The organism is Desulfocurvus thunnarius, assembly GCF_055390965.1.
On record NZ_AP042411.1, the window covers coordinates 2056701 to 2074810 of the forward strand.

Annotated in this window: 15 protein-coding genes; 14 read left to right on the forward strand and 1 reads right to left on the reverse strand. The window is 74.6% G+C overall.

Translation table 11 applies throughout. From position 1 onward, the window contains the following. From ACZ5KV_RS08955 to ACZ5KV_RS09000, 10 genes are read left to right on the forward strand one after another with little or no spacing between them, the layout of a single operon-like run. Positions 1 to 1881 carry an HAD-IIIC family phosphatase gene (locus ACZ5KV_RS08955; RefSeq protein WP_464238962.1) on the forward strand — a complete coding sequence of 627 codons (1881 nt, stop codon included), beginning with the start codon at positions 1 to 3 and terminating at the stop codon, positions 1879 to 1881. Next, a complete protein-coding gene (locus ACZ5KV_RS08960) occupies positions 1878 to 2732 on the forward strand; it encodes a methyltransferase domain-containing protein (protein WP_464238963.1) in 855 nt (284 codons plus the stop codon). Before ACZ5KV_RS08955 ends, ACZ5KV_RS08960 begins: the two co-directional genes overlap by 4 nt. 4 nt (positions 2733 to 2736) lie before the next feature. Then, on the forward strand, positions 2737 to 3834 hold the full coding sequence (locus ACZ5KV_RS08965; protein ID WP_464238964.1) for a radical SAM/SPASM domain-containing protein: 1098 nt from the start codon (positions 2737 to 2739) through the stop codon (positions 3832 to 3834). Continuing rightward, the gene (locus ACZ5KV_RS08970) at positions 3834 to 4070 is read left to right on the forward strand and encodes an acyl carrier protein (protein ID WP_464238965.1); all 237 of its coding nucleotides are present in this window, start codon (positions 3834 to 3836) and stop codon (positions 4068 to 4070) included. The genes ACZ5KV_RS08965 and ACZ5KV_RS08970 overlap by 1 nt, the downstream gene beginning before the upstream one ends. Before the next feature lie 8 nt (positions 4071 to 4078). Next, a complete protein-coding gene (locus ACZ5KV_RS08975; protein WP_464238966.1) occupies positions 4079 to 4795 on the forward strand; it encodes an acetyltransferase in 717 nt (238 codons plus the stop codon). After that, entirely contained in the window at positions 4792 to 6117 is a 1326-nt protein-coding gene (locus ACZ5KV_RS08980; RefSeq protein WP_464238967.1) for a hypothetical protein, read from the forward strand. The genes ACZ5KV_RS08975 and ACZ5KV_RS08980 overlap by 4 nt, the downstream gene beginning before the upstream one ends. After that, positions 6114 to 6899: a class I SAM-dependent methyltransferase gene (locus tag ACZ5KV_RS08985; protein ID WP_464238968.1), complete on the forward strand. Its 786-nt coding sequence runs from the start codon at positions 6114 to 6116 to the stop codon at positions 6897 to 6899. The genes ACZ5KV_RS08980 and ACZ5KV_RS08985 overlap by 4 nt, the downstream gene beginning before the upstream one ends. Then, positions 6899 to 8230: a glycosyltransferase gene (locus ACZ5KV_RS08990; RefSeq protein ID WP_464238969.1), complete on the forward strand. Its 1332-nt coding sequence runs from the start codon at positions 6899 to 6901 to the stop codon at positions 8228 to 8230. Before ACZ5KV_RS08985 ends, ACZ5KV_RS08990 begins: the two co-directional genes overlap by 1 nt. Further along, positions 8227 to 9153 (forward strand): class I SAM-dependent methyltransferase, encoded by a 927-nt coding sequence (locus tag ACZ5KV_RS08995; RefSeq protein ID WP_464238970.1) that lies wholly within the window; start codon positions 8227 to 8229, stop codon positions 9151 to 9153. Before ACZ5KV_RS08990 ends, ACZ5KV_RS08995 begins: the two co-directional genes overlap by 4 nt. Next, positions 9150 to 10034 carry an NAD-dependent epimerase/dehydratase family protein gene (locus ACZ5KV_RS09000; RefSeq protein ID WP_464238971.1) on the forward strand — a complete coding sequence of 295 codons (885 nt, stop codon included), beginning with the start codon at positions 9150 to 9152 and terminating at the stop codon, positions 10032 to 10034. The genes ACZ5KV_RS08995 and ACZ5KV_RS09000 overlap by 4 nt, the downstream gene beginning before the upstream one ends. Here ACZ5KV_RS09000 and ACZ5KV_RS09005 read toward each other — a convergent pair. Then, positions 10031 to 11224, reverse strand: a complete 1194-nt coding sequence (locus tag ACZ5KV_RS09005; protein ID WP_464238972.1) for a glycosyltransferase family 4 protein — start codon at positions 11222 to 11224, stop codon at positions 10031 to 10033. The genes ACZ5KV_RS09000 and ACZ5KV_RS09005 overlap by 4 nt on opposite strands. A 246-nt stretch (positions 11225 to 11470) precedes the next feature. On the opposite strand from ACZ5KV_RS09005, the gene ACZ5KV_RS09010 reads away from it, so the two are divergent. The 4 genes from ACZ5KV_RS09010 to ACZ5KV_RS09025 are packed head-to-tail and all read left to right on the forward strand — an operon-like array spanning position 11471 to position 17991. Continuing rightward, on the forward strand, positions 11471 to 13813 hold the full coding sequence (locus tag ACZ5KV_RS09010; protein WP_464238973.1) for a tetratricopeptide repeat protein: 2343 nt from the start codon (positions 11471 to 11473) through the stop codon (positions 13811 to 13813). Next, entirely contained in the window at positions 13810 to 14946 is a 1137-nt protein-coding gene (locus tag ACZ5KV_RS09015) for a glycosyltransferase (RefSeq protein ID WP_464238974.1), read from the forward strand. The genes ACZ5KV_RS09010 and ACZ5KV_RS09015 overlap by 4 nt, the downstream gene beginning before the upstream one ends. A gap of 1 nt (position 14947) precedes the next feature. Then, a complete protein-coding gene (gene asnB / locus ACZ5KV_RS09020) occupies positions 14948 to 16876 on the forward strand; it encodes an asparagine synthase (glutamine-hydrolyzing) (RefSeq protein WP_464238975.1) in 1929 nt (642 codons plus the stop codon). Continuing rightward, positions 16873 to 17991, forward strand: coding sequence for a glycosyltransferase (locus ACZ5KV_RS09025; protein WP_464238976.1), 1119 nt, complete (start codon positions 16873 to 16875; stop codon positions 17989 to 17991). Before asnB ends, ACZ5KV_RS09025 begins: the two co-directional genes overlap by 4 nt. The last annotated feature ends 119 nt before the right edge of the window (positions 17992 to 18110 follow it).

Genomic DNA, 18110 nt, shown 5'->3' on the forward strand with positions numbered 1-18110 from the left:
ATGTTCGACGGCAGGAGCTACTCGGAAATCCACGCCGCCCTGGACGCCACGGACTGGACGGGCTGCGCGCCGCTGCGCATGGCCGTGCTGCGCAACGTGGTCCTGGAACCCATGGAGCCCCTGCTGCGCTACCTGCTGCGCCAGGACGGCCTGCGCGCCGAGCTGGCGTTCGGCCGGTACGACACGGTGCTTCAGGAGGCCCTCGGTCCGGGCGGCCCCGTGGGGCCGGACACGGACTGCGTGCTGGTGGCCGAGGCGCTGGAGTTGCTGGACCCGGAGCTTGTGCGCGGGTTCGCGGCCCTGGAGCCGGACGCCGTGCGGGCGCGGTGCGACGCGGTGCTGGCCCACGCCCGGGCCGTGCTCGCGGCCCTGCGCGGGCGGACCCAGGCCCCGGTGCTGTGGTGCGGCTACGAGACGCCCGTGCATCCGGCCCTGGGCGTGCTCGACGCCCAGGGGCCCGGGGGACAGTCGGGCGCCGTGCGCGGGCTGAACGCGGGGCTGCGCGCCCTGCTGGCCGGGGTGCCCAATGCGTTTTTCGTGGACATGGACCTGTGCCTGGCGCGGGTGGGCGCCGAACGGTTCTTCGACCGCCGCTGGTGGTATCGCGCCCGGGCGCCCTATGCCCGCGAGGGGCTGGCCGCCGTGGCCCGCGAGGTAGCTGCCCTGGCGCGCGCCCTGCGCGGCCGGGCCCGCAAGTGCCTCGTGCTCGACTGCGACGGTGTGCTCTGGGGCGGCGTGGTCGGCGAGGACGGGCCGCAGGGCATCCACCTCGGCCCCGGGCACCCCGGCGCGGCGTATGTGGACTTCCAGCGCGCCGTGAAGTCCCTGGCCGCGCGCGGGGTGGTGCTGGCCCTGTGCAGCAAGAACAACGAAGCCGACGTGTGGGAGGTCTTCCGTAACCACCCGGCCATGGTCCTGCGCGAGGAAGACATCGCGGCCTGGCGCATCGACTGGAACGACAAGGCCGCCAACGTCGAAGCCCTGGCCCGGGAACTGAACCTGGGGTTGGACGCCATGGTTTTCGTGGACGATTCGGCTTTCGAGGCCGGTCTGGTGCGCGCACGGCTGCCTGAGGTGACCGTGCTGCACCTGCCCGCCGGGGGGGCGGCGGGCAATGCCGACGCCCTGGCCGGGTGCGGCCTGTTCGACACCCTGGCGCGCTCCGTCGAGGACGGCCTGCGCGGGGCCATGTATCGCGGCGAGGCCCGGCGCAGGCGCCTGCGCGCCGAAGTGCCCGACCTGGACGCCTATTTGCGGTCCCTGAACATGCGCCTGGACGTGCGCGTGGTCGTGGGCCCGGATGCGGGCCCGGATGCGGGCTCGGACGCGAACCCGGACGCGGGCGAAGCCGAGGCGACCGCCCTGGCCCGTGTGGCCCAGCTCACGCAGAAGACCAACCAGTTCAACCTGACCGCCCGGCGGCGCACCGGGGACGACGTGCGCGCCCTGGCGGCCTCGCCCGGGCATCTGGTGGCCTGGGTGGCCCTGGAGGACCGCTTCGGGGCCATGGGCATCGTGGGCGCGGCCATTGCCTGCCCGGACGGGCGCGGCGGGGCGGAGCTGGACACCTTTTTGCTCTCCTGCCGGGCCCTGGGGCGCGGGGTGGAGACGGCCCTGCTGGCCGTGGTCCTGGCCGCCCTGCGCGCCCGGGGCGTGGCGCGGGCCACGGGGCTGTTCGTGCCCACGGCCAAGAACGCCCAGGTGCGCGATTTCTACCCTGCCCACGGCTTTGCGCCCGACGGGGCGGCGCCGCAGGGCGGGCCCCTGCGCTTCGTCCTCGACCTGGGCGGCCCCCTGCCCGCCGTGCCCGGGCATTTTTCCGCCGTGGACGGCCCGGCGGCCGCGTCTGCCTTGCCCGGCGGGGCCGGGGAGGGCGCATGATCGCGGCCATGGCCGGACACGAGCCCGCCCTGCGCTTCGGGCACACGCGCCTGACCCGCGCCCTGGCCGACGCCCCGGAGCCCGGGGACGCGGCGCTGTACGGCATGGTGGACGCCTACCTCGGCGAGTACTGCGCGGCCCACGGCCTGGGCCCCGCGGAGGCCGCCCGCGGCTACATGGCCTTTGCCGCGCGCTATCAGGACGACCTGCGGCGCTTTGCGGCCACGGGGCGCTATCCCGCCGAGGCCGGGGCTCCGGCTCCGGATTTCGACCGCGCGGTCTACGACGTGTTTCTGCTGGCCAGCGTGCTGGCCACGGGCCACCGCTTCCGGCTCATGGCCGAGGTGGCCCGGCTGTGCGCCGGTGCCGGGGGCGCGCGGCTGGTCTTCGGCGCGGGCTCGGGGCTGGAGCTGCTGCTGCCCGTGCCGGACGGCGCGCCCGTCACCGCCTGGGACCGGGAGCTTGCGCCCTTCGTGCGCGGGCGCTTCCCGCAGGCGGCCCTGCGCGACGACGATATTCTGGCTCCCGGAGCCCCCGGGGCGCCGGATCTGGAAGGGCGCTTCGGCTGCGTGCTGGCCGTGGAAGTGCTCGAACATTTCGCCCGGCCCGACGCGGTGCTGGCGGCCCTGGCCGGGGCCCTGGCCCCGGGGGGGCTGCTGGTGGCCACCACGGCGCGCAACGTGCCCCAGTTCGACCATCTGTGGAATTTTACCGACCCCGCCGCCTTCGAGGCCCGGGCCCGGGGCCTGGGGTTGACCGTGGAGGCACGCATGGTGGTGCCCCACGATTACCGCCTGCTGCGCGTGGACGCCGACAACGTGGTGTACGCCCTGCGCCGGGCGGGGGAGTGACGCCATGAGTACCCAAGGCAGAAAGACCCTGATGGCCAAGCCCGTCGTGATGCGCAAGATGCTGGCCTTCCGCCGCCGGGTGGAGGCCGGGCGCTACGGCCTGCAACTGCTGGAACTGAACTACGACAACCGCTGCAATTTCCACTGCCAGCATTGTTTTTCGCGCTATCTGGCCACGGACGCGCCCCGGCTGACCCTGGACGACGTGGCCCGGCTGGCGGATCAGGCCCACGCCCTGGGCGTGTGGCAGTGGCATCTGCAGGGCGGCGAGCCCCTGACCTGGCCGGACCTGGACCGGGTGCTGGCGGCCATCGGCCCGCAGCGTTTTCACATCATGATCACCACCAACGGCTGGCTCATGACCCCGGAGCGCGCGGCGGAGCTGGCGGCGTTGGGGGTGGACAAGATTTCGGTGAGTATCGACAGCGCCGACCCCGGGGAGCACGACGCCTTCCGGCGCCGCCCGGGCTCGTGGGAGCGCGCGCGCCGGGCGCTGTTCCTGGCGCGCGACGCGGGGATGCAGGCCAACCTGAACACGGTGGTCACCCACCAGAACGTGCGCGGCCCGGGCCTGGAATATCTGGTCCGCTTCGCCGAGGACAACGGCTTCACCGTGCTGCTGGTGGCGGCGACCTCCGCCGGGGCCTGGGCCGGGCGCACGGACATGTGCATCACTGCGGGCGACGCCCGGTATCTGGAAGCCATGCGCGGGCGGCACCCCGGGGTGTACCGCGACCTGTGGCCGCTGTTCGGCGTGCAATGGGGCTGCCGCACGGTCAACGGGCTGGTGTACGTGACGGAGAACGGCGAGGTGCTGCCGTGTCCGTTCATCCACATCAGCCTGGGCAACGTGCTGCACGAGCCCCTGGAGGGCATCCTGCGCCGGGGCTGGCGGGTGCGCGCCTTCCGCGACCACAGCCCGCGCTGTCTGGCCGGGGAGGACCGCGAGTTCATGGCCCGCTTCATGACCCGCCAGGAGCCGGGCGCCGGGCCCAGGAGCTTTGCCGCGGCCTTCGGCGAGGCCGACCTCTACCCCGAGGAGCCCCTGGGCCTGGGCGATGAAAACGATCAGGCGCGCCCGGGCGGCGCGCGGGAGGTTTGATGCGCGACAAGGTGTTTGCGACGTTTGCCCGGGTCATGGGCCTGGAGCCGGGGGGCCTCACCGGGGCCGAAAGCCCCGACAGCGTCCCGGCGTGGGATTCCTTCCGGCACATGAATCTGGTCATGGCCCTGGAAGAGGACCTCGGCGTGCTGCTGGACGACGAGGACGTGGTGGCCATGACCAGCCTGGACGCCGCCGTGGCGGTGGTGGCCGGGCGCTGCGGCGCTGCGGCGTAGGGGGACGGGTGGAACGCATCGTGGTCATCGGCGCCGGAGGGCTGGCGGAGTACCTGACCCTGGTGGCGGACATGAACGCCGCCGGGGCCGGGCTGGAGCTGGCCGGAGCCCTGGACGACGACCCGGCCCTGGCCGGGGGCGCGGTGCATGGCGTGCCCGTGCTGGGGCCCCTGGCCCTGGCCCGGAAGCTGCCGGACCGCCGCTTCGTTTTCGGCATCGGCTCCCACCGCACGCTGCTGCGCCGCAAGGCCATCCTGGACGGGCTGGGCCTGGCGCCGGAGCGTTTCGTGTCCCTGGTCCACCCATCGGCGCGGCTGTACGCGGGGGCGCGCCTGGGCGCGGGCTGCGTGGTCCATCCGTACGTGGTGGTCTTCCACGAGGCGGTGATCGGGGATTTCGTGGTCGTCAGCCCGCAGTGCGTGGTCGGCGGGCAGTGCCGCCTGGGCCAGGGCGCGCTGCTGGCCTCGGCGGTGAACCTGACCTCGGGGGTGCGCGTCGGGCCGTATGCGCACCTGGGCGCCGGGGCGCTGGTGGCCGAGGGCGTGCGCATCGGCGCCGGGGCCCAGGTGGGCCTGGGCGCCGTGGTCGGCGCCGACGTGCCCCCGGGCACGCTGGTGCTGGGTAATCCGGCGCGCGCCCTGCGCCGCCGCGAGGTGCCCGCCGATATTCTGGCCCTGGACGATGCGCCGGACACGACCCCGGGCGCGGCGCCGGAGGGCGTGTGAGCCGCCCGCCCGCGCGCGCCACGGCCCGCCGCTGGCCGCCCGCCTGGCTGCGGCCCCGGCTGCACCAGTTCGCCCGTCCGCGCGATCCGCTGGTGCGGCCCCTGCCGTATCCCTTCCTGGGCGCCGTGGCCCTTTCCAACGACATCGAGTTCACCTCGCTGGAATGGTTCGAGGCCGTGATGGCTTTCATGAACTCGCGCGGCACGACGCCCCTGGGCCCCGGCCTGGGGCTGGAGGTGGCGTCGAGCATGTTTTTTTACAGCGCGCACCCGTACACGCTGTCCTACTTCCAGGGCGCGGCGGCCGACGCCCCGCCCGCGCCCCACGCCGCGCGGCTGGACGAATACCTGCGGGCCGGGTGGATCGACACCAACCACGCCTACGGCGACTTCGACTTCACCGGCGGCTGCACCCGGGCCCACGCGGCCCGGGCCCTGGACGCCCTGGCCCGCCGGGGCGTCGCCCTGGCCGTGTTCACCAACCACGGCACCGAGCACAACGCCCAGAACATCGGCGCCGACGCGGCCTACCACCGGGGCGACGTGCCCGGCGATCCGGCCTGGCATGCCGACCTGCTGCGCGAGGCGGGCTGCCGTTTCGTCTGGACCGATTCCCTCAAGGTGGACCGCACGCCGCCCCGGGGCCTGGAAAATAGGCTGCGGACCCTGGCCGGCGACGCACTCGGCCTCGTGGACCCGGCGCGGCGCACGCCCCGTGAGGTGCTGCGGCCCCTGGTGCTTCAGGACGGCGGACCCATGACCGGGTTCATCCGCGTGGCGGGCACCGGGGAGAACGCGCCCAATCTGGGCAACATGGGCCGCCAGTTCGCGCGCGTGGGCTTGGGGCGGCTGTACTCCGGCTGGGGCGTGGCCGTGCTCTACCAGCACCTGGGCGTGGCCCTGCGCCGGGCCGGGCGCTGCCACGGCGCCGGGGTGGCGGCCCTGGCGCGCGACCCCCGGCCCCTGGAGCCGCTGCGCGAGCTGGCCCGCGAGGCCGACGCCGGGCGGCTGTGGGTGGCGGGCACGGCGCGGTTGCTGCACTACCTCGACATGATCGCCCGGGTCGCCGTCCGCCGCGCGGAGCCCGGGGTTCTTGAGGTGGATTTTTCTTCCGACCCGGTCTTCGGGACGCACCCCGGCGCCGCTCCGGGCAGGGACGACCCGGCGGACGCCTTGCAGGGGCTGACCGTTTTTGTTGCCGACATGACGACGGCCTTGCGTTTCCGGGGCCGCGACCTGCCCGTGACGCGCAACGGGCCCGACGCCCAGGGCCGCCGCAGCGTGAGCGTGCCGCTGCGCAAACTCGAGGACATCTGGACATGAGCGACGATACCCTGGAACTGGCCCGTCAGGCGGGCTGGACCATCCCCGTGGAGACCTGGGACAGCTTGTCGGACTACAACCGGCTCTTCATGCGCGGCGAGTTCACCGCCCCGCGCACCCTGGGCTATTACCGCAGCCGCCTGGAAGGGCTGGGCCTGTGTGGCCATGGGCGCGTGCTCGACGCGGCCTGCGGCATGGGCCAGTGGACCGTGGCCCTGGCCGGGCTCAACGCCGAGGCCTGGGGGGTGGACCTGGACCCGCAGCTCATCGGCGTGGCCCGGGCCCTGGCCGGAGCCCACGGCCTGGGCAACACCGACTTCCGCTACGCGCCCCTGGAGCGGCTGCCCTATGCCGACGCCTCCTTTGATGCGGCCTTCTGCTACGGCGCGTTCATGTTCACCGACATGGCCCGGGCCGGGGCGGAGCTGGCCCGCGTGCTGCGTCCGGGCGGGCGGCTGTACGTCAACGCCAACACCTGGGGCTGGCACGCGCACCTGCTGCTGGACCTGGGCCTGGCGGCGCGCAACCTGCACGTGGTGCGCATGTCTCTGCGGGCTTTGGGGCGCACGCTTTTGGGGCGGGGCAGCCAGGTGGTGGTGCCGCCCCGGCGGCTGCGCGCGGTGCTCGAAGGCGCGGGCTTTCGTGTGGAGGCCCTGGGCCCCGAGGGCTCTTTGCGCGCGCCCGGCGCCGGGGAGCGGGACGTGCCCCCCGCGTACAAAGGCCGGTTCTACGGCATGACGGCCATCGTCGAGGCCCTGGCCGTCCGCGAGGCGCGGCCCTGATGCGTATCGGGCTTTACGGCGGTGAGGCCAATGCCACCTATCTCATCGCCAAGGCCCTGGCCCGGGCCGGGCAGGACGTGCTCCTCGTGCGCGACTGGGGCATGTTCCACCCCTTCGGGCACCCCGTATGGCAGGACGCGCCCCTGCGCCTGGACGCCGGGGAACTGGACGACGGCCGCCCGTGGGACCGCGACCGCGTGCGCGCCCTGGAGGCCCGCGCGGGCTGGCGGGCTCCGGACTGGGTGGTCGATCCTCTGGAAGCGGCTCCCGCCGCCGCCCCGGGCGCCGGAGGATTCGCGGGTGTCCGGGGGCTGGACGCGGCCTTCCTGAAAGCGGTATTCCTCAGGCGGCCGCATCTGGCGGCCGGCTTGGACCTGCTGCGCGAATGCGATATGGTGATTTGCAACGGGCTGGAAGGAACGACCCTGGGCCTGCTTTCGGGGCGGCCCGTGCTGCTGTGGCCTTTCGGCACGGACATCCGCCTTGTGGCGGGTTTCGACCCGCCCGGGGGCGGTTGCCTGCGGGCCAGGGTGGAGAACCGCTTCTGGCGGCGGCTGATGCGCCGGGCCTACCCCCGGGCCCTGGGCGTGGGCTCCCACGACCCGTGGGTCGCCGGGGGCGAGCGGGGCGATGCCTTCGCGGCCTCGGGGGCCCGGCGGCTGCTGTATTTCCCGCTGCCCATGCCCGAGGTGGACCCGCCCCTGGGCCGGGCGGCCCGGCGCACGGCCCTGGCGGCGGCCCTGGGCGCTCTGGGCGTGCCCTGCCCCGAGGCCGATGTGATTTGCGTGGTGCCCTCGCGGCTGGATGCGCGGGTCAAGGGCAGCGACAGGCTGCTGCGCGCCGTGGCGCGCGTGGCGGGGAGCGGGCGGCTGCACGTGCTGGCCCTGGGCTGGGGGCGCGACAGGCAGGCCCTGGGCGAAGCCTGCGGGGCGGAGCACGTCACGGTGCTGCCCTTCGTGCTTTCCAAGCCGCTGCTCTACGGGCTCCTGTCCGGCGCGGATATGGTGGCGGACCAGTTCGTGGTCGGCGGCTACGGGGCGGCGGCCCTGGAAGCCATGGCCTGCGGCGCGCCGGTGCTCATGCACCTTGCGGCCGGGGCGTTCGCGGCCAAGGGTTTCGCTCTGCCGCCGGTGCTCCAGGCGAAAACGGAAGAGGACATCGTCGCCGCGCTGGCCGCCGTGCTGGACGGGCGCATCGATCTGGACGCCCGGGGCCGCGAGGCCCTGGAATGGATTCGCCGGGTCCACGGCTGGCGGGCCGTGGCGGACGGGGCGCTGCCGCAGGTGGCGGCGCTGGCCCGGGCGGCAACGGGAACGAGGAGCACTGCATGAGCGACGGACGAGGCGTAGGCCGGGAGACGGCCCTTGCCGCCCGCAACCAGACCAGGGATTGCTTCGCCCACAAATGGAGCCGCCGGGAGTCCTTCGGCTCCGAGGCGGCGTGCCGGTTTCTTACCGACTGGATGTTTTCCAAATACTGCGGCGGCGACCCGGGCTTGCTGGACACCTGGCTGGGCGACGGCGGACGGCGCATCCTGGAGGCCGGGTGTGGCCTGGGCGAGGTGGCCCTGCGTTTTTTCGGGGAGCATCTGCACCGCAATACCTACGTGGGCCTGGACCTGACCGGCGCCGTGGCCGGGGCGCGCGACGCCTTCCGCAGCCGGGGCGTGCCCGGGCTGTTCCTGCAGGGCGACCTGCTGGACATGCCCCTGGCCGAGGCCGGCTTCGACCTCGTGTTCTGCGAAGGCGTGCTGCACCATACCCTGGACACCGCCGCCGGAGTGCGCGCCCTGGCCCGGATGCTGCGCCCGGGCGGGCGGCTTTTGTTCTACGTCTACCGCCGCAAGGGCCCGGTGCGCGAGTTTACCGACGATCTCGTGCGCGAGCGGCTGGCGGGCCTGACCGACGAACAGGCCTGGGAGGCCCTGCGGCCCCTGACCGAGCTGGGCCGCGCCCTGGGCGAGTTGCACTGCCAGGTCACGGTGCCCGACGTGCCCCTGCTGGACATTCCCGGCGGCACCTACGACGTGCAGCGCCTGTTCTACTGGCACGTGCTCAAGTGCTTCTACCGCGCAGACTGGAGCTTCGAGGAGATGAACCACGTGAACTTCGACTGGTTCCGGCCCGCCCTGGCCCGGCGCCACACGGCCCAGGAGGCCCGCGACATGTGCGCCGCCGCCGGGCTGGCGGTGGAATGGCTGCACGAGGAGGAGGCCGGGATCGCCGTGCGCGCGGTGCGCGGGGAGACGCCATGAGCCGGTATGTGCTGACCGGGGCCTCGGGTTTCATCGGTTCGCACCTGCTTGCGCTGTTCGCCCCGGGCGACGAGGTCGTCTGCGCGGGGCGCACGGCGCCCGCCGCCGCGCGCCACCCGGCGCGGGTGACGCATGTTCCCCTCGATTTTACCACGTCATGGGACCCCTCGATCCTGCCCGCCCGGGTGGATACGGTGGTCCATCTGGCCCAGAGCGAGCATTACCGCGAGTTCCCCGCCCGGGCGCGGGACATTTTCGCCACCAACGTGGACAGCACGGCGCGGCTGCTGGACTACGCGCGCCGCGCCGGGGCGGCCCGTTTCGTGCTCGCCTCCTCGGGCGGCATCTACGGCAGCGGGGGCCGGGCCTTCACCGAGGACGACGTGATCCGCCCCGCCGGGGAGCTCGGCTTCTACCTGGGCACCAAGTTCTGTTCGGAAATCCTGGCCGAGAGCTACCACGGGCTGTTCCACGTCATCCTGGCGCGGTTCTTTTTCGTCTACGGCCCGGGGCAGCGGCCCGGGGCCCTGGTGCCCCGGCTGGCGCATTGCGTGGCCAACGGGGAGCCCGTGGCCCTGGACGGCGAACGCGGCATCCGCCTGAATCCGCTCTACGTGGCCGACGCGGCCCGGGCTCTGGCGGGCTGCATGAAGCTCGACGCCAGCCACAAGCTCAACCTCGCCGGGCCGCAGGCGCTGCACATCCGCGACATGGCCGAGGCCATGGGCCGCAGGCTGGGCCGGGCCCCGGTCTTCGAGCGGCGCGACAGCGGGCGCGCGGGCGACATCGTGGGCGACACCGGGGCCATGGCCCGGGTGCTCGGGCCGCCGCGCGTGGCGTTCGAGGAAGGACTCGGGCTGTACCTGGATTCCCTGGGCTAGTCCTGGGCGATAGGGCGGTCAGGGCGGGTGCGCCGGGCCAGCACGTCGGTCCAGAAGGCTTCCACGTCCCGGACGAAGGCGTCCTCGGTGTGCACCTCGGTGGCCAGGCGGCGGCTTTCGCGGCCCCAGGCCTCGTGGTGCTGCGGGGCCTCCAGGAAGGTTTCCAGGGCCCGGGCCATGGCCGGGGCGTCGTGCCCCGGGGCGAGCACGCCGTTTTCGCCGGGGCGTACGTACTCGCCGGTCTGGCCCACGTTGCGGGCGATGACGGCGTTGGCGCAGGCCATGGCTTCGAGCATGGCCAGCGAGGTGAAGTTCTCGTGGTCCTGGCAGGAGACGAAGGCCCGGGAGCGGGCGAAGACCGGGGCCAGATCGTCGCTTTGCGCGAATTCGAGCTCCTGCTGCCCCAGCCCGGCGTCGGCCCGCAGGCGCAGCAGGGCCTCGCGCATGGGGCCGTCGCCCATGAGCGTGAAGCGCCACCCGGCGGCCAGCCCGGGCCGGTCGCGCAGCAGCAGGGCCACGGCCCGGACGAACAGCTCCGGGCGCTTCATGGGCACCAGCCGCGCGGCGAAGACGATGGTCCGCTCCTTGACGGGCGCGGGGGCGAAGCGCGACAGGTCGGTAAACACCGCGCGCGCGGCGCGGACCAGGGGTTGGCCCGCAGGGCGAATAGTCCCGGCCCCTACGGCGTCGCGAAACAGGGTGTACCAGGAGTAGAGCCCGTCGAAGGGCACCAGCCCCAGGGTTGTGCGATAGGCCTTGCGCTGCGGGTCGCTCCGGAGGGTGGGGTCGTTCCAGTGGTGGGCCACGGTGCAGTCGGTGATGTTCAGCACCAGGGCCGGGCGCCGGGGCAGCCGCGCCAGCAGGGCCAGGGCCGGGGCGTGGAAGGCCGAGGGCATGACCACGTGCGCCAGGTCGAAGCCTTCGCGCAGCAGCAGGCGGCAGAGCAGGGCCGAATCGGCGAAGGCCTTGAATTTCCAGGCCGGGAGGTTGGGCGCGGCATGCACGCGCTGCGGCGCGGCCAGCAGCAGCCCCCGGCGGCGCAGAACGCGCGCGGCGTCGGCCATGGTGGCGAAGTGGACCTCGAAGTCCGCCTCGGGGCGCCGGGCGTAGGCGTCGGCCAGCCGGGCGAAGAACTGCTCGGCCCCGCCGATCTGGCCCGAGGCGTCGCAGCCCAGCAGGGTCAGGGCCACGCGTGGTTTTTTCGGGGCTGGGGCGTGCATCGGTCCTTGCCGGTGGGCGCGGGGCGCTGTTGGGCGCGCCGGGCGCGCCGTGGCCGCCCCGGAACGGCCCGGAGCTTGCACGCAACGATGCTAGCGCATCGGCGGCGGAAAGAAAACGCCTAACCGCGCGACACGGCGGGATGACGCGGCGGGACGGCCGCAAAGGAGCCAGGGCATGACCACAGGGACGGGTCGGCGGAGCCGGGGAGACGCAGGGTGCTGACGGCGGCGCTGTGTTCCCTGGCGGTCTGCGCCGTGGCGGTTGCCCTGGGGCTGCCCCTGGCCCGCAAGCCCCTGGCCGAGGACGAAGGCCGCTGGTACTACTTCGCCTTTTTCGCCGGGCGCGGGCTGCGCATGCACGGCAACTACCACTGCCAGGGCTATTTCAACATCCCCCTGCTGGCGGCGTTTTTTTATCGTTGGGCGGGGCGCCTTGCCGGGCGTTTCGCCGTTGCGCACTCCCCGGAAGTGTTTCAGTATTTCAAGATCGGCTGGTACGCCCTGTGCGCGGCGTCGGTGTCCTGGCTGGCGCTGGCGTTGTTCGGCCGGCCCTGGGTCGCCCTGGCCGCCGGGCTGCTTTACGCCGTTGTCCAGGCCGCGCCGAAGGCCATGTTCATGCTCACCTACGCCGAGCATTTCGCGGTGCTGCCCGCCAACGGGGCCGTGGTGGCGCTGACGGCCGTGCTGCGCGGAGCGGACCCGGCCCTGGCCGCCGTGGCCGGGGCCCTGGCCGGGTTGTGCGTGCATTTCAAGCCCACGGGCCTGCTGCTGGCCGGAGCCCTGGGCGCCCTGACCCTGGCCGGGCCCGCGCCCTGGGCCGGGGCGGGGTGGTACGCGGCGGGGCTGGCCGGGATGCTGGCCCTGCCCCTGGCGCTCATCCCGCGCACCGGCCTGGGCGCCCGGCCCTACCTGCTGACCACCCTGCTCGAACCCCTGCGCGACGGGCTGCTGGCCCTGGCGGCGCTGACGGGCCTGGGGCGGCTGCCGGGGCTGGCCCGGCTGGCCCCCGGGGGCTACGTCGGCCGCCTGCACGCCGCCACGGCCATGAGCGGCTGGCAGAAATTTCGCGCCAATATGCTGCCCGCGCTGGACGACCTGCGCGCGGTGCCCGCCCTGGCCGTGGCCGGGCTGGCCCTGGCGGGCCCCGGAGCCTGGGCCCAGGCCTGGCTGCTGGCGGGGCTCGCGGCCCTGGCCCTGGCCGCGCAGCAGCTTCAGAAGAACTACTACACCCCGCATTTCAACGCCGTCTGGGCCCCCCTGGCCGTGCTGGCGGCCCTGGGCGGCTGGCGGCTGGCGGAGCTGGGCCGGGAGTGGCCCGTGGCAGGCGCGCTGCTCGGCGCGGCGGCCCTGTGGGAGGTCGTGCGCCTCGGGCGGCGGCTGGCCCCGGCCTTTTCCCGGGCGGCGGCCCTGTCCTTCGGCATCGTCCACCCTTACGTGGGCGTGCTTTTCGCCACGGCGCGCGACATCGGCCGCTGCATCGGCGCCCGCGCCGGGCGGGGCGACCGGCTCTGCGTCTGGGGCGACCAGCCGACCATCTACCTGTATTCCGGATGCATGGCCTTCGACCCGCAGTACCTGTTCCTGTATTCGCACCACGCCGACGTGAGCGAGGAGGTTTGGGTGCTGTGGAGCCTGCGCGAGGCCCCGCCGCGCTGGTTTCAGTTCTTCACCTGGAAGTACCGCGACGGCCGGGACATGGACTACATCCAGGACCGCGTGGGCGTGCGCTACGTGCCGGAATGCACCTTCAGCCCGCGGGACGCGTCCGGAGCCCCGGTGCGCAACACCGAGGGCGGGGTGGACAGCTTTCCGCTCTATCGCCGCGACGATGCGCACTATGTCAAGATTCTCGCCGAGCGGGCCGCCGCCCATGAGGCCCTGGGGCAATGGGCGGAAGCCCGCCGCTGCTACGAAACCGCGGACGGGGTCCGCCCCGGGGACGAGGAGGCCTCCCTGGGGCTGGCGATCCTCGACGCCGTGGTTCGGGATGCCATGGACCGGGAGGCCGGGGCGGCGCCGGAGGCGCCCCTGGCCGCCTGGGCCCGCGCGGCCCGGCGTGTGGCCGCCCCCGTCCTGCGGGCCGACGTGGACGGCCCGCGCGGACGGGCCGCCGCCCTGGCCCTGGCCCGGGCCCACGAGGCCGCAGGCCGCGCCGAGGCCCAGGCGGCCCTGCTGGAAGGGCTCACGGCCCGCGAGCCGGAGCATGACCGGGCCCTGGCGGCCCTGGGCCTGCTGCGCCTGGGTCAAGGGAACGCCCGTCAGGCTCTGACCCTGCTGCACCGGGCGGCCCAGGCCGATCCGCTGTCCCCCGGTGCGCTGGCGGCCTTGGGCCGGGGGCTGGCCGCCGTGAACCCGGCCGACGCGGCCCTGGCCCGCAAGTGCTTTGAAAAGGCCCTGCGGCTCATGTGGTGGCACCCCGGAGCCGCCGCCGGACTGGACGCCCTGACGGGCGGGCCGCGGGCGCGCATGGACGTGTATGAAGCCCTGGACGTGTTCGGCTACGTACGCCGCGAGGACCTGCCCGAGGCCCTGCGCCCTGCCGGGGAGGCCCGGTCATGACGCGTCTGCTGCTCGTGGTGGCCGATCTGGACACCGGGGGAGCCCAGCGTCAGGCCCTGGAGCTGGCCGCCGGGCTGGCCGTGCGCGGGCTGGAGGTGACCCTGGCCGCCCTGCACGCCGGGGGAGGGCTGGAGGAGGAGGCCCGCCGCCGCCTGGGCCCGGGGCTGGCCGTGCTCTGCCCGGCGCCGCGCTGGCGCAGGCGCGACCTGCCCGCCGCCGCCGCGCGGCTGGCGGCCCTGGCCCGGCGGCTGCGGCCCCGGGTGGTCTACGGTTTTCAGCCCGTGGTCAACGAGCTGGCCCTGGCCGCCGCCCGGGCCTGCGGCGCGCGCACGGCCTGGGGCCTGCGTTTTTCCGACGTGGCCTGGGGGCGCTACAGCCTGGGGCAGGCGGCGGCCTTCCGCCTGGGTGCGGCCCTGTCCCGCGCGGTGGACGTGCTGGTGGCCAACTCCGCCGCCGGGCTCGCGGTGGCCCGCCGGGCGGGCTACCGGCCCCGGGCCGCCGTGGTCGTGCCCAACGGTATCGACACCGCGCGCTTCGCTCCGGACCCTGCGGCCCGGGCCCGGGTGCGCGCCGCCTGGGGCGTGGCGCCGGACGCGCCGCTGGTGGCCCAGGTCGGACGCATGGACCCCATGAAGGACTGGCCGAATTTCCTGCGCGCCTGCACTCTGTTGCGCCGCGAGGTCCCCGGGTTGCGGGTGGCCTGTGTGGGCCCCGGCACGGCCCAGGCCCTGGCCGGAGCCGTGGCGGGCTGGGGCCTGGCGGACTGCGCCGTCCTGCCCGGAGCCCGGGAGGACATGCCCGCCGTGTACTCCGCCCTGGACGCCCTGGCCCTGGCCTCGGCCTACGGCGAGGGCTTTCCCAACGTGGTCGGCGAGGCCATGGCCTGCGGGGTGCCCTGCGCGGTGACCACCGTGGGCGACGCGGCGGAGGTCGCGGGCCCGGCGGGCCGCGCCGTGCCCCCGCGCGACCACCGGGCCCTGGCCGGGGCCCTGGCCGCGCTGCTCAAGGCGCCGGACCTGGAGCGGGCCCGGCTTTCCCTGGCTGCCCGGGCGCGCATCGAAAGCCATTTTACCCTGGCCGCCATGGTGGACCGGACCCTGGACGCCCTGAGTCCGTTGTCGGGGGGGCGCTGAGATGTGCGGCATCGTGGCCTTCTTCGCTCCGGGCGGCGGGGCGCCCTCGGGGCCGCGCCTGGAAGCCGCCTGCGCCACCCAGGCCCTGCGCGGGCCCGATGGCTCGGGCACGGCGGTGCTGGCTGGCGGGCGCGTCAGCCTGGGCCACACGCGTCTGGCCGTGCTGGACCTCTCCCACGCGGCGGACCAGCCCATGAGCGCGGGCCAGGGGCGGCACTGGTTGGTCTTCAACGGCGAAATCTACAACCACGCCGACCTGCGCCGTCGCCTGGAAGGCCGGGGCGAGCGCCTGCGCACGCGTTCGGACACCGAAGTCCTGCTGCGCTGGCTCATGCGCCACGGCCCCGCCGGGCTGGACGACCTGGAGGGCATGTTCGCCTTCGTGCACGTGGACTTGCAGGCCGGGCGCCTGCTGGCCGCGCGCGACCGGATCGGCGTGAAGCCGCTGTATTTCGCCCACGGCCCGGCCCTGGCGGGCTTCGCCTCCACCCTGGCGCCCCTGCGCGCCCTGGGCGGGCGCGCGGACGCCATCGACCCTGTGGCCCGCTTCGAGATGCTGACCTCCAAGTACGTCGCCGGGCCGAGGACCATCTACGCGGGTATCGAAAAGGTGCCTCCGGGCGGCTGTGTGGAGCTGGACCTCGGCGCGGGCACGGTGGCCCCGGTGCGGCGCGCGTGGTGGTCGCCGGGGGTCTGGCTGGCGCCGCGGGCCGCGCCCCTGGCGCCGGACGCCCCCGAAGGGCATTGGGCCGACGCCCTGGACGCCGCCTTGTCCGGCGCTGTGGCGCGCCAGCTCGTGGCGGACGTGCCCGTGGGCGTGCTGCTCTCCGGCGGGGTGGATTCCAGTCTGGTGGCGGCCCTGGCCGCCCGGGCGGGCGGCGCGGTGGACACCTTTTGCGTGGGCTGGGCCGACGCGCGCTACGACGAGTCCGCCCACGCCCGGCGCGTGGCCGCGCACCTGGGCACCCGCCACCATGAACTGACCGTGACCCCGGAGGAGGTTCTCCGGGCGCTGACGGCCATGCCCGGGGCCTTCGACGAGCCCTTCGGCGACGCCTCGGCGGTGCCGCTGTATCTCCTCAGCCGCTTCGCCCGCCAGCGGGTGACCGTGGCGCTCACCGGCGACGGCGGCGACGAGCAGTTCTTCGGCTACGCGCGCTACCATCTGCTGGCCCGGGCCCGGGCCTGGACGGAGCGCGCACCGGGCTGGCTGCGGGCCGGGGTGCGGGCCCTGACGCGCCGGGCGCCGCGCTCCCGGGCGGCCCACGCCGCAAGCGCGCTGCTGGCCTTTCCCGACGCCGCCCGGCGCTATGAGCACTTCGTGCTCGACGACTTCGCGGCCCTGGCCGAGCTGTGCGGCGCGGGCCCGCGCGAGGCGCTGTGGGCCTCGGGCCTGGCCGGGGCCGGGGAGCGCGGCCGGGCCCTGGCCGGGGGCGACTTCCTGCGCGGGATGATGCTTACGGACCTGGGCGGCTATCTGGTGGACGACTGCCTGACCAAGACCGACCGGGCGACCATGGTCTGTTCCCTGGAAGCGCGGGTGCCCCTGCTGGACGAGGCGGTGCTACGCCTGTCGCTGGCCATGCCCACGCGCCTGTCCTGGCAGGGGAGACGCGGCAAGCACCTGCTGCGCCGCGTGCTGGCGCGGTATGTGCCCCCGGCGCTCACCGAGCGGCCCAAGATGGGCTTCGGCGTGCCCCTGGACCGCTGGCTCTTCGCCGAGCTGGGCGCGTTCACCCGCGAGACCCTGGCCCGGGAGAACCTGCTGCGCGCGGGGCTGGACCCGGCGGGGGTGGAGCGCGTGGTGCGCGCCCATCGCGCCGGGCGAGTGGACCACCAGTATTTCCTGTGGCCGCTCGTCTGCTACGTGCGCTGGTTCCACGAGGTGCATCTGGCCGGGCCCGGGCCTGCCGCCGGGGAGGGCCTGTGAGCGCCCCCCGGCTGCGCGCGGCCTACGTGCTGGACAGCCTGGGCCCCGGGGGCACCCAGCGGGCCCTGACGCACCTCGTGCGCGGGCTGGCCGGGCGCGGCTGGGAGCAGACCGTCGTCGGCCTGGGCGACGAGGATTCGCCCCTGGTGCGCGGGCCGCTGGAAGCCGCCGGGGCGCGGGTGTTCACGCTGGGCAAGGGCGCCGTGGCCCGCGGCGCGGGGCTGGTCCGGCTGGTGGGGCTTTTGCGCCGCGCGCGGCCCGACGTGGCCCTGACCCTGCTGCCCTGGGCCGACGTGCTCGGGCGCCCGGCGGCGTGGTTGGCCGGAGCCGGGGTGGTGCTCTCCTCCGTGCGCGCGCGCAATGTGGACCGGCCCTGGTGGTGGTTCCCCCTGTGCCGCCTGACGGCGCCCCTGGCGCGCAGGGTGGTCTTCAACAGCCGCGAGGTGGTGCCCTTTGCCCGGGCCCGCGAGGGCGTGCGCCCCGAGCAGGTGGTGTACATCCCCAACGGCTGCGCCGGAGCGCCGCTGCCGCGCGACCGCTCGGCCCTGGCCGCGCTGGGCGTGCCCGGGGATGCGCCCGTCGTGGGCAGCGTGGGGCGGCTGTATGCCCAGAAGAATCATGCGGCCCTGCTGGAAGCCCTGGCCCTGGGCCGGGGCGCCCTGGGGCGAGCCCATCTGGTGCTGGCCGGGGCGGGGCCCCTGCGCGCGGAGCTGGAGGCGCGGGCCGCGCGCCTGGGCCTGGGGGAACGGGTGCATCTGCCCGGGCACGTGGCCGACGTGCCCGCGCTGCTGGCCGGGCTGGACGCCTATGCCCAGCCGTCGGCCTTCGAGGGCATGTCCAACAGCCTGATGGAGGCCATGGCCGCCGGGCTGCCCGTGGTGGCCAGCGCCGTGGACGGCAATTGCGAACTGGTCGAGCACGGCGCAAGCGGCCTGCTGGTCCCCCCGGGGGACATCCCGGCCCTGGCCGGGGCCCTGGAAAGCGTGCTGGAGGACCGGGCCCTGGCCGCGCGCCTGGGCTGCGCGGCGGCCCGGCGCATGGCCGGGGCGTTTTCCATCGAGGCCATGGTCGAGGCGTACGACGCCCTGTTCCGGTCCTTCGCGGGGCGCGGTTAGCTGCCTGTTGGAAAAAGCACCATCCGCAGGCCGGGCAGGAACGGTCAGCGGCAGGGCGCGGAAGAATCCGGGACGCGCGGAGGACCCCGCGGGCACACGCGGTTCGGGTTTTCCCGCGT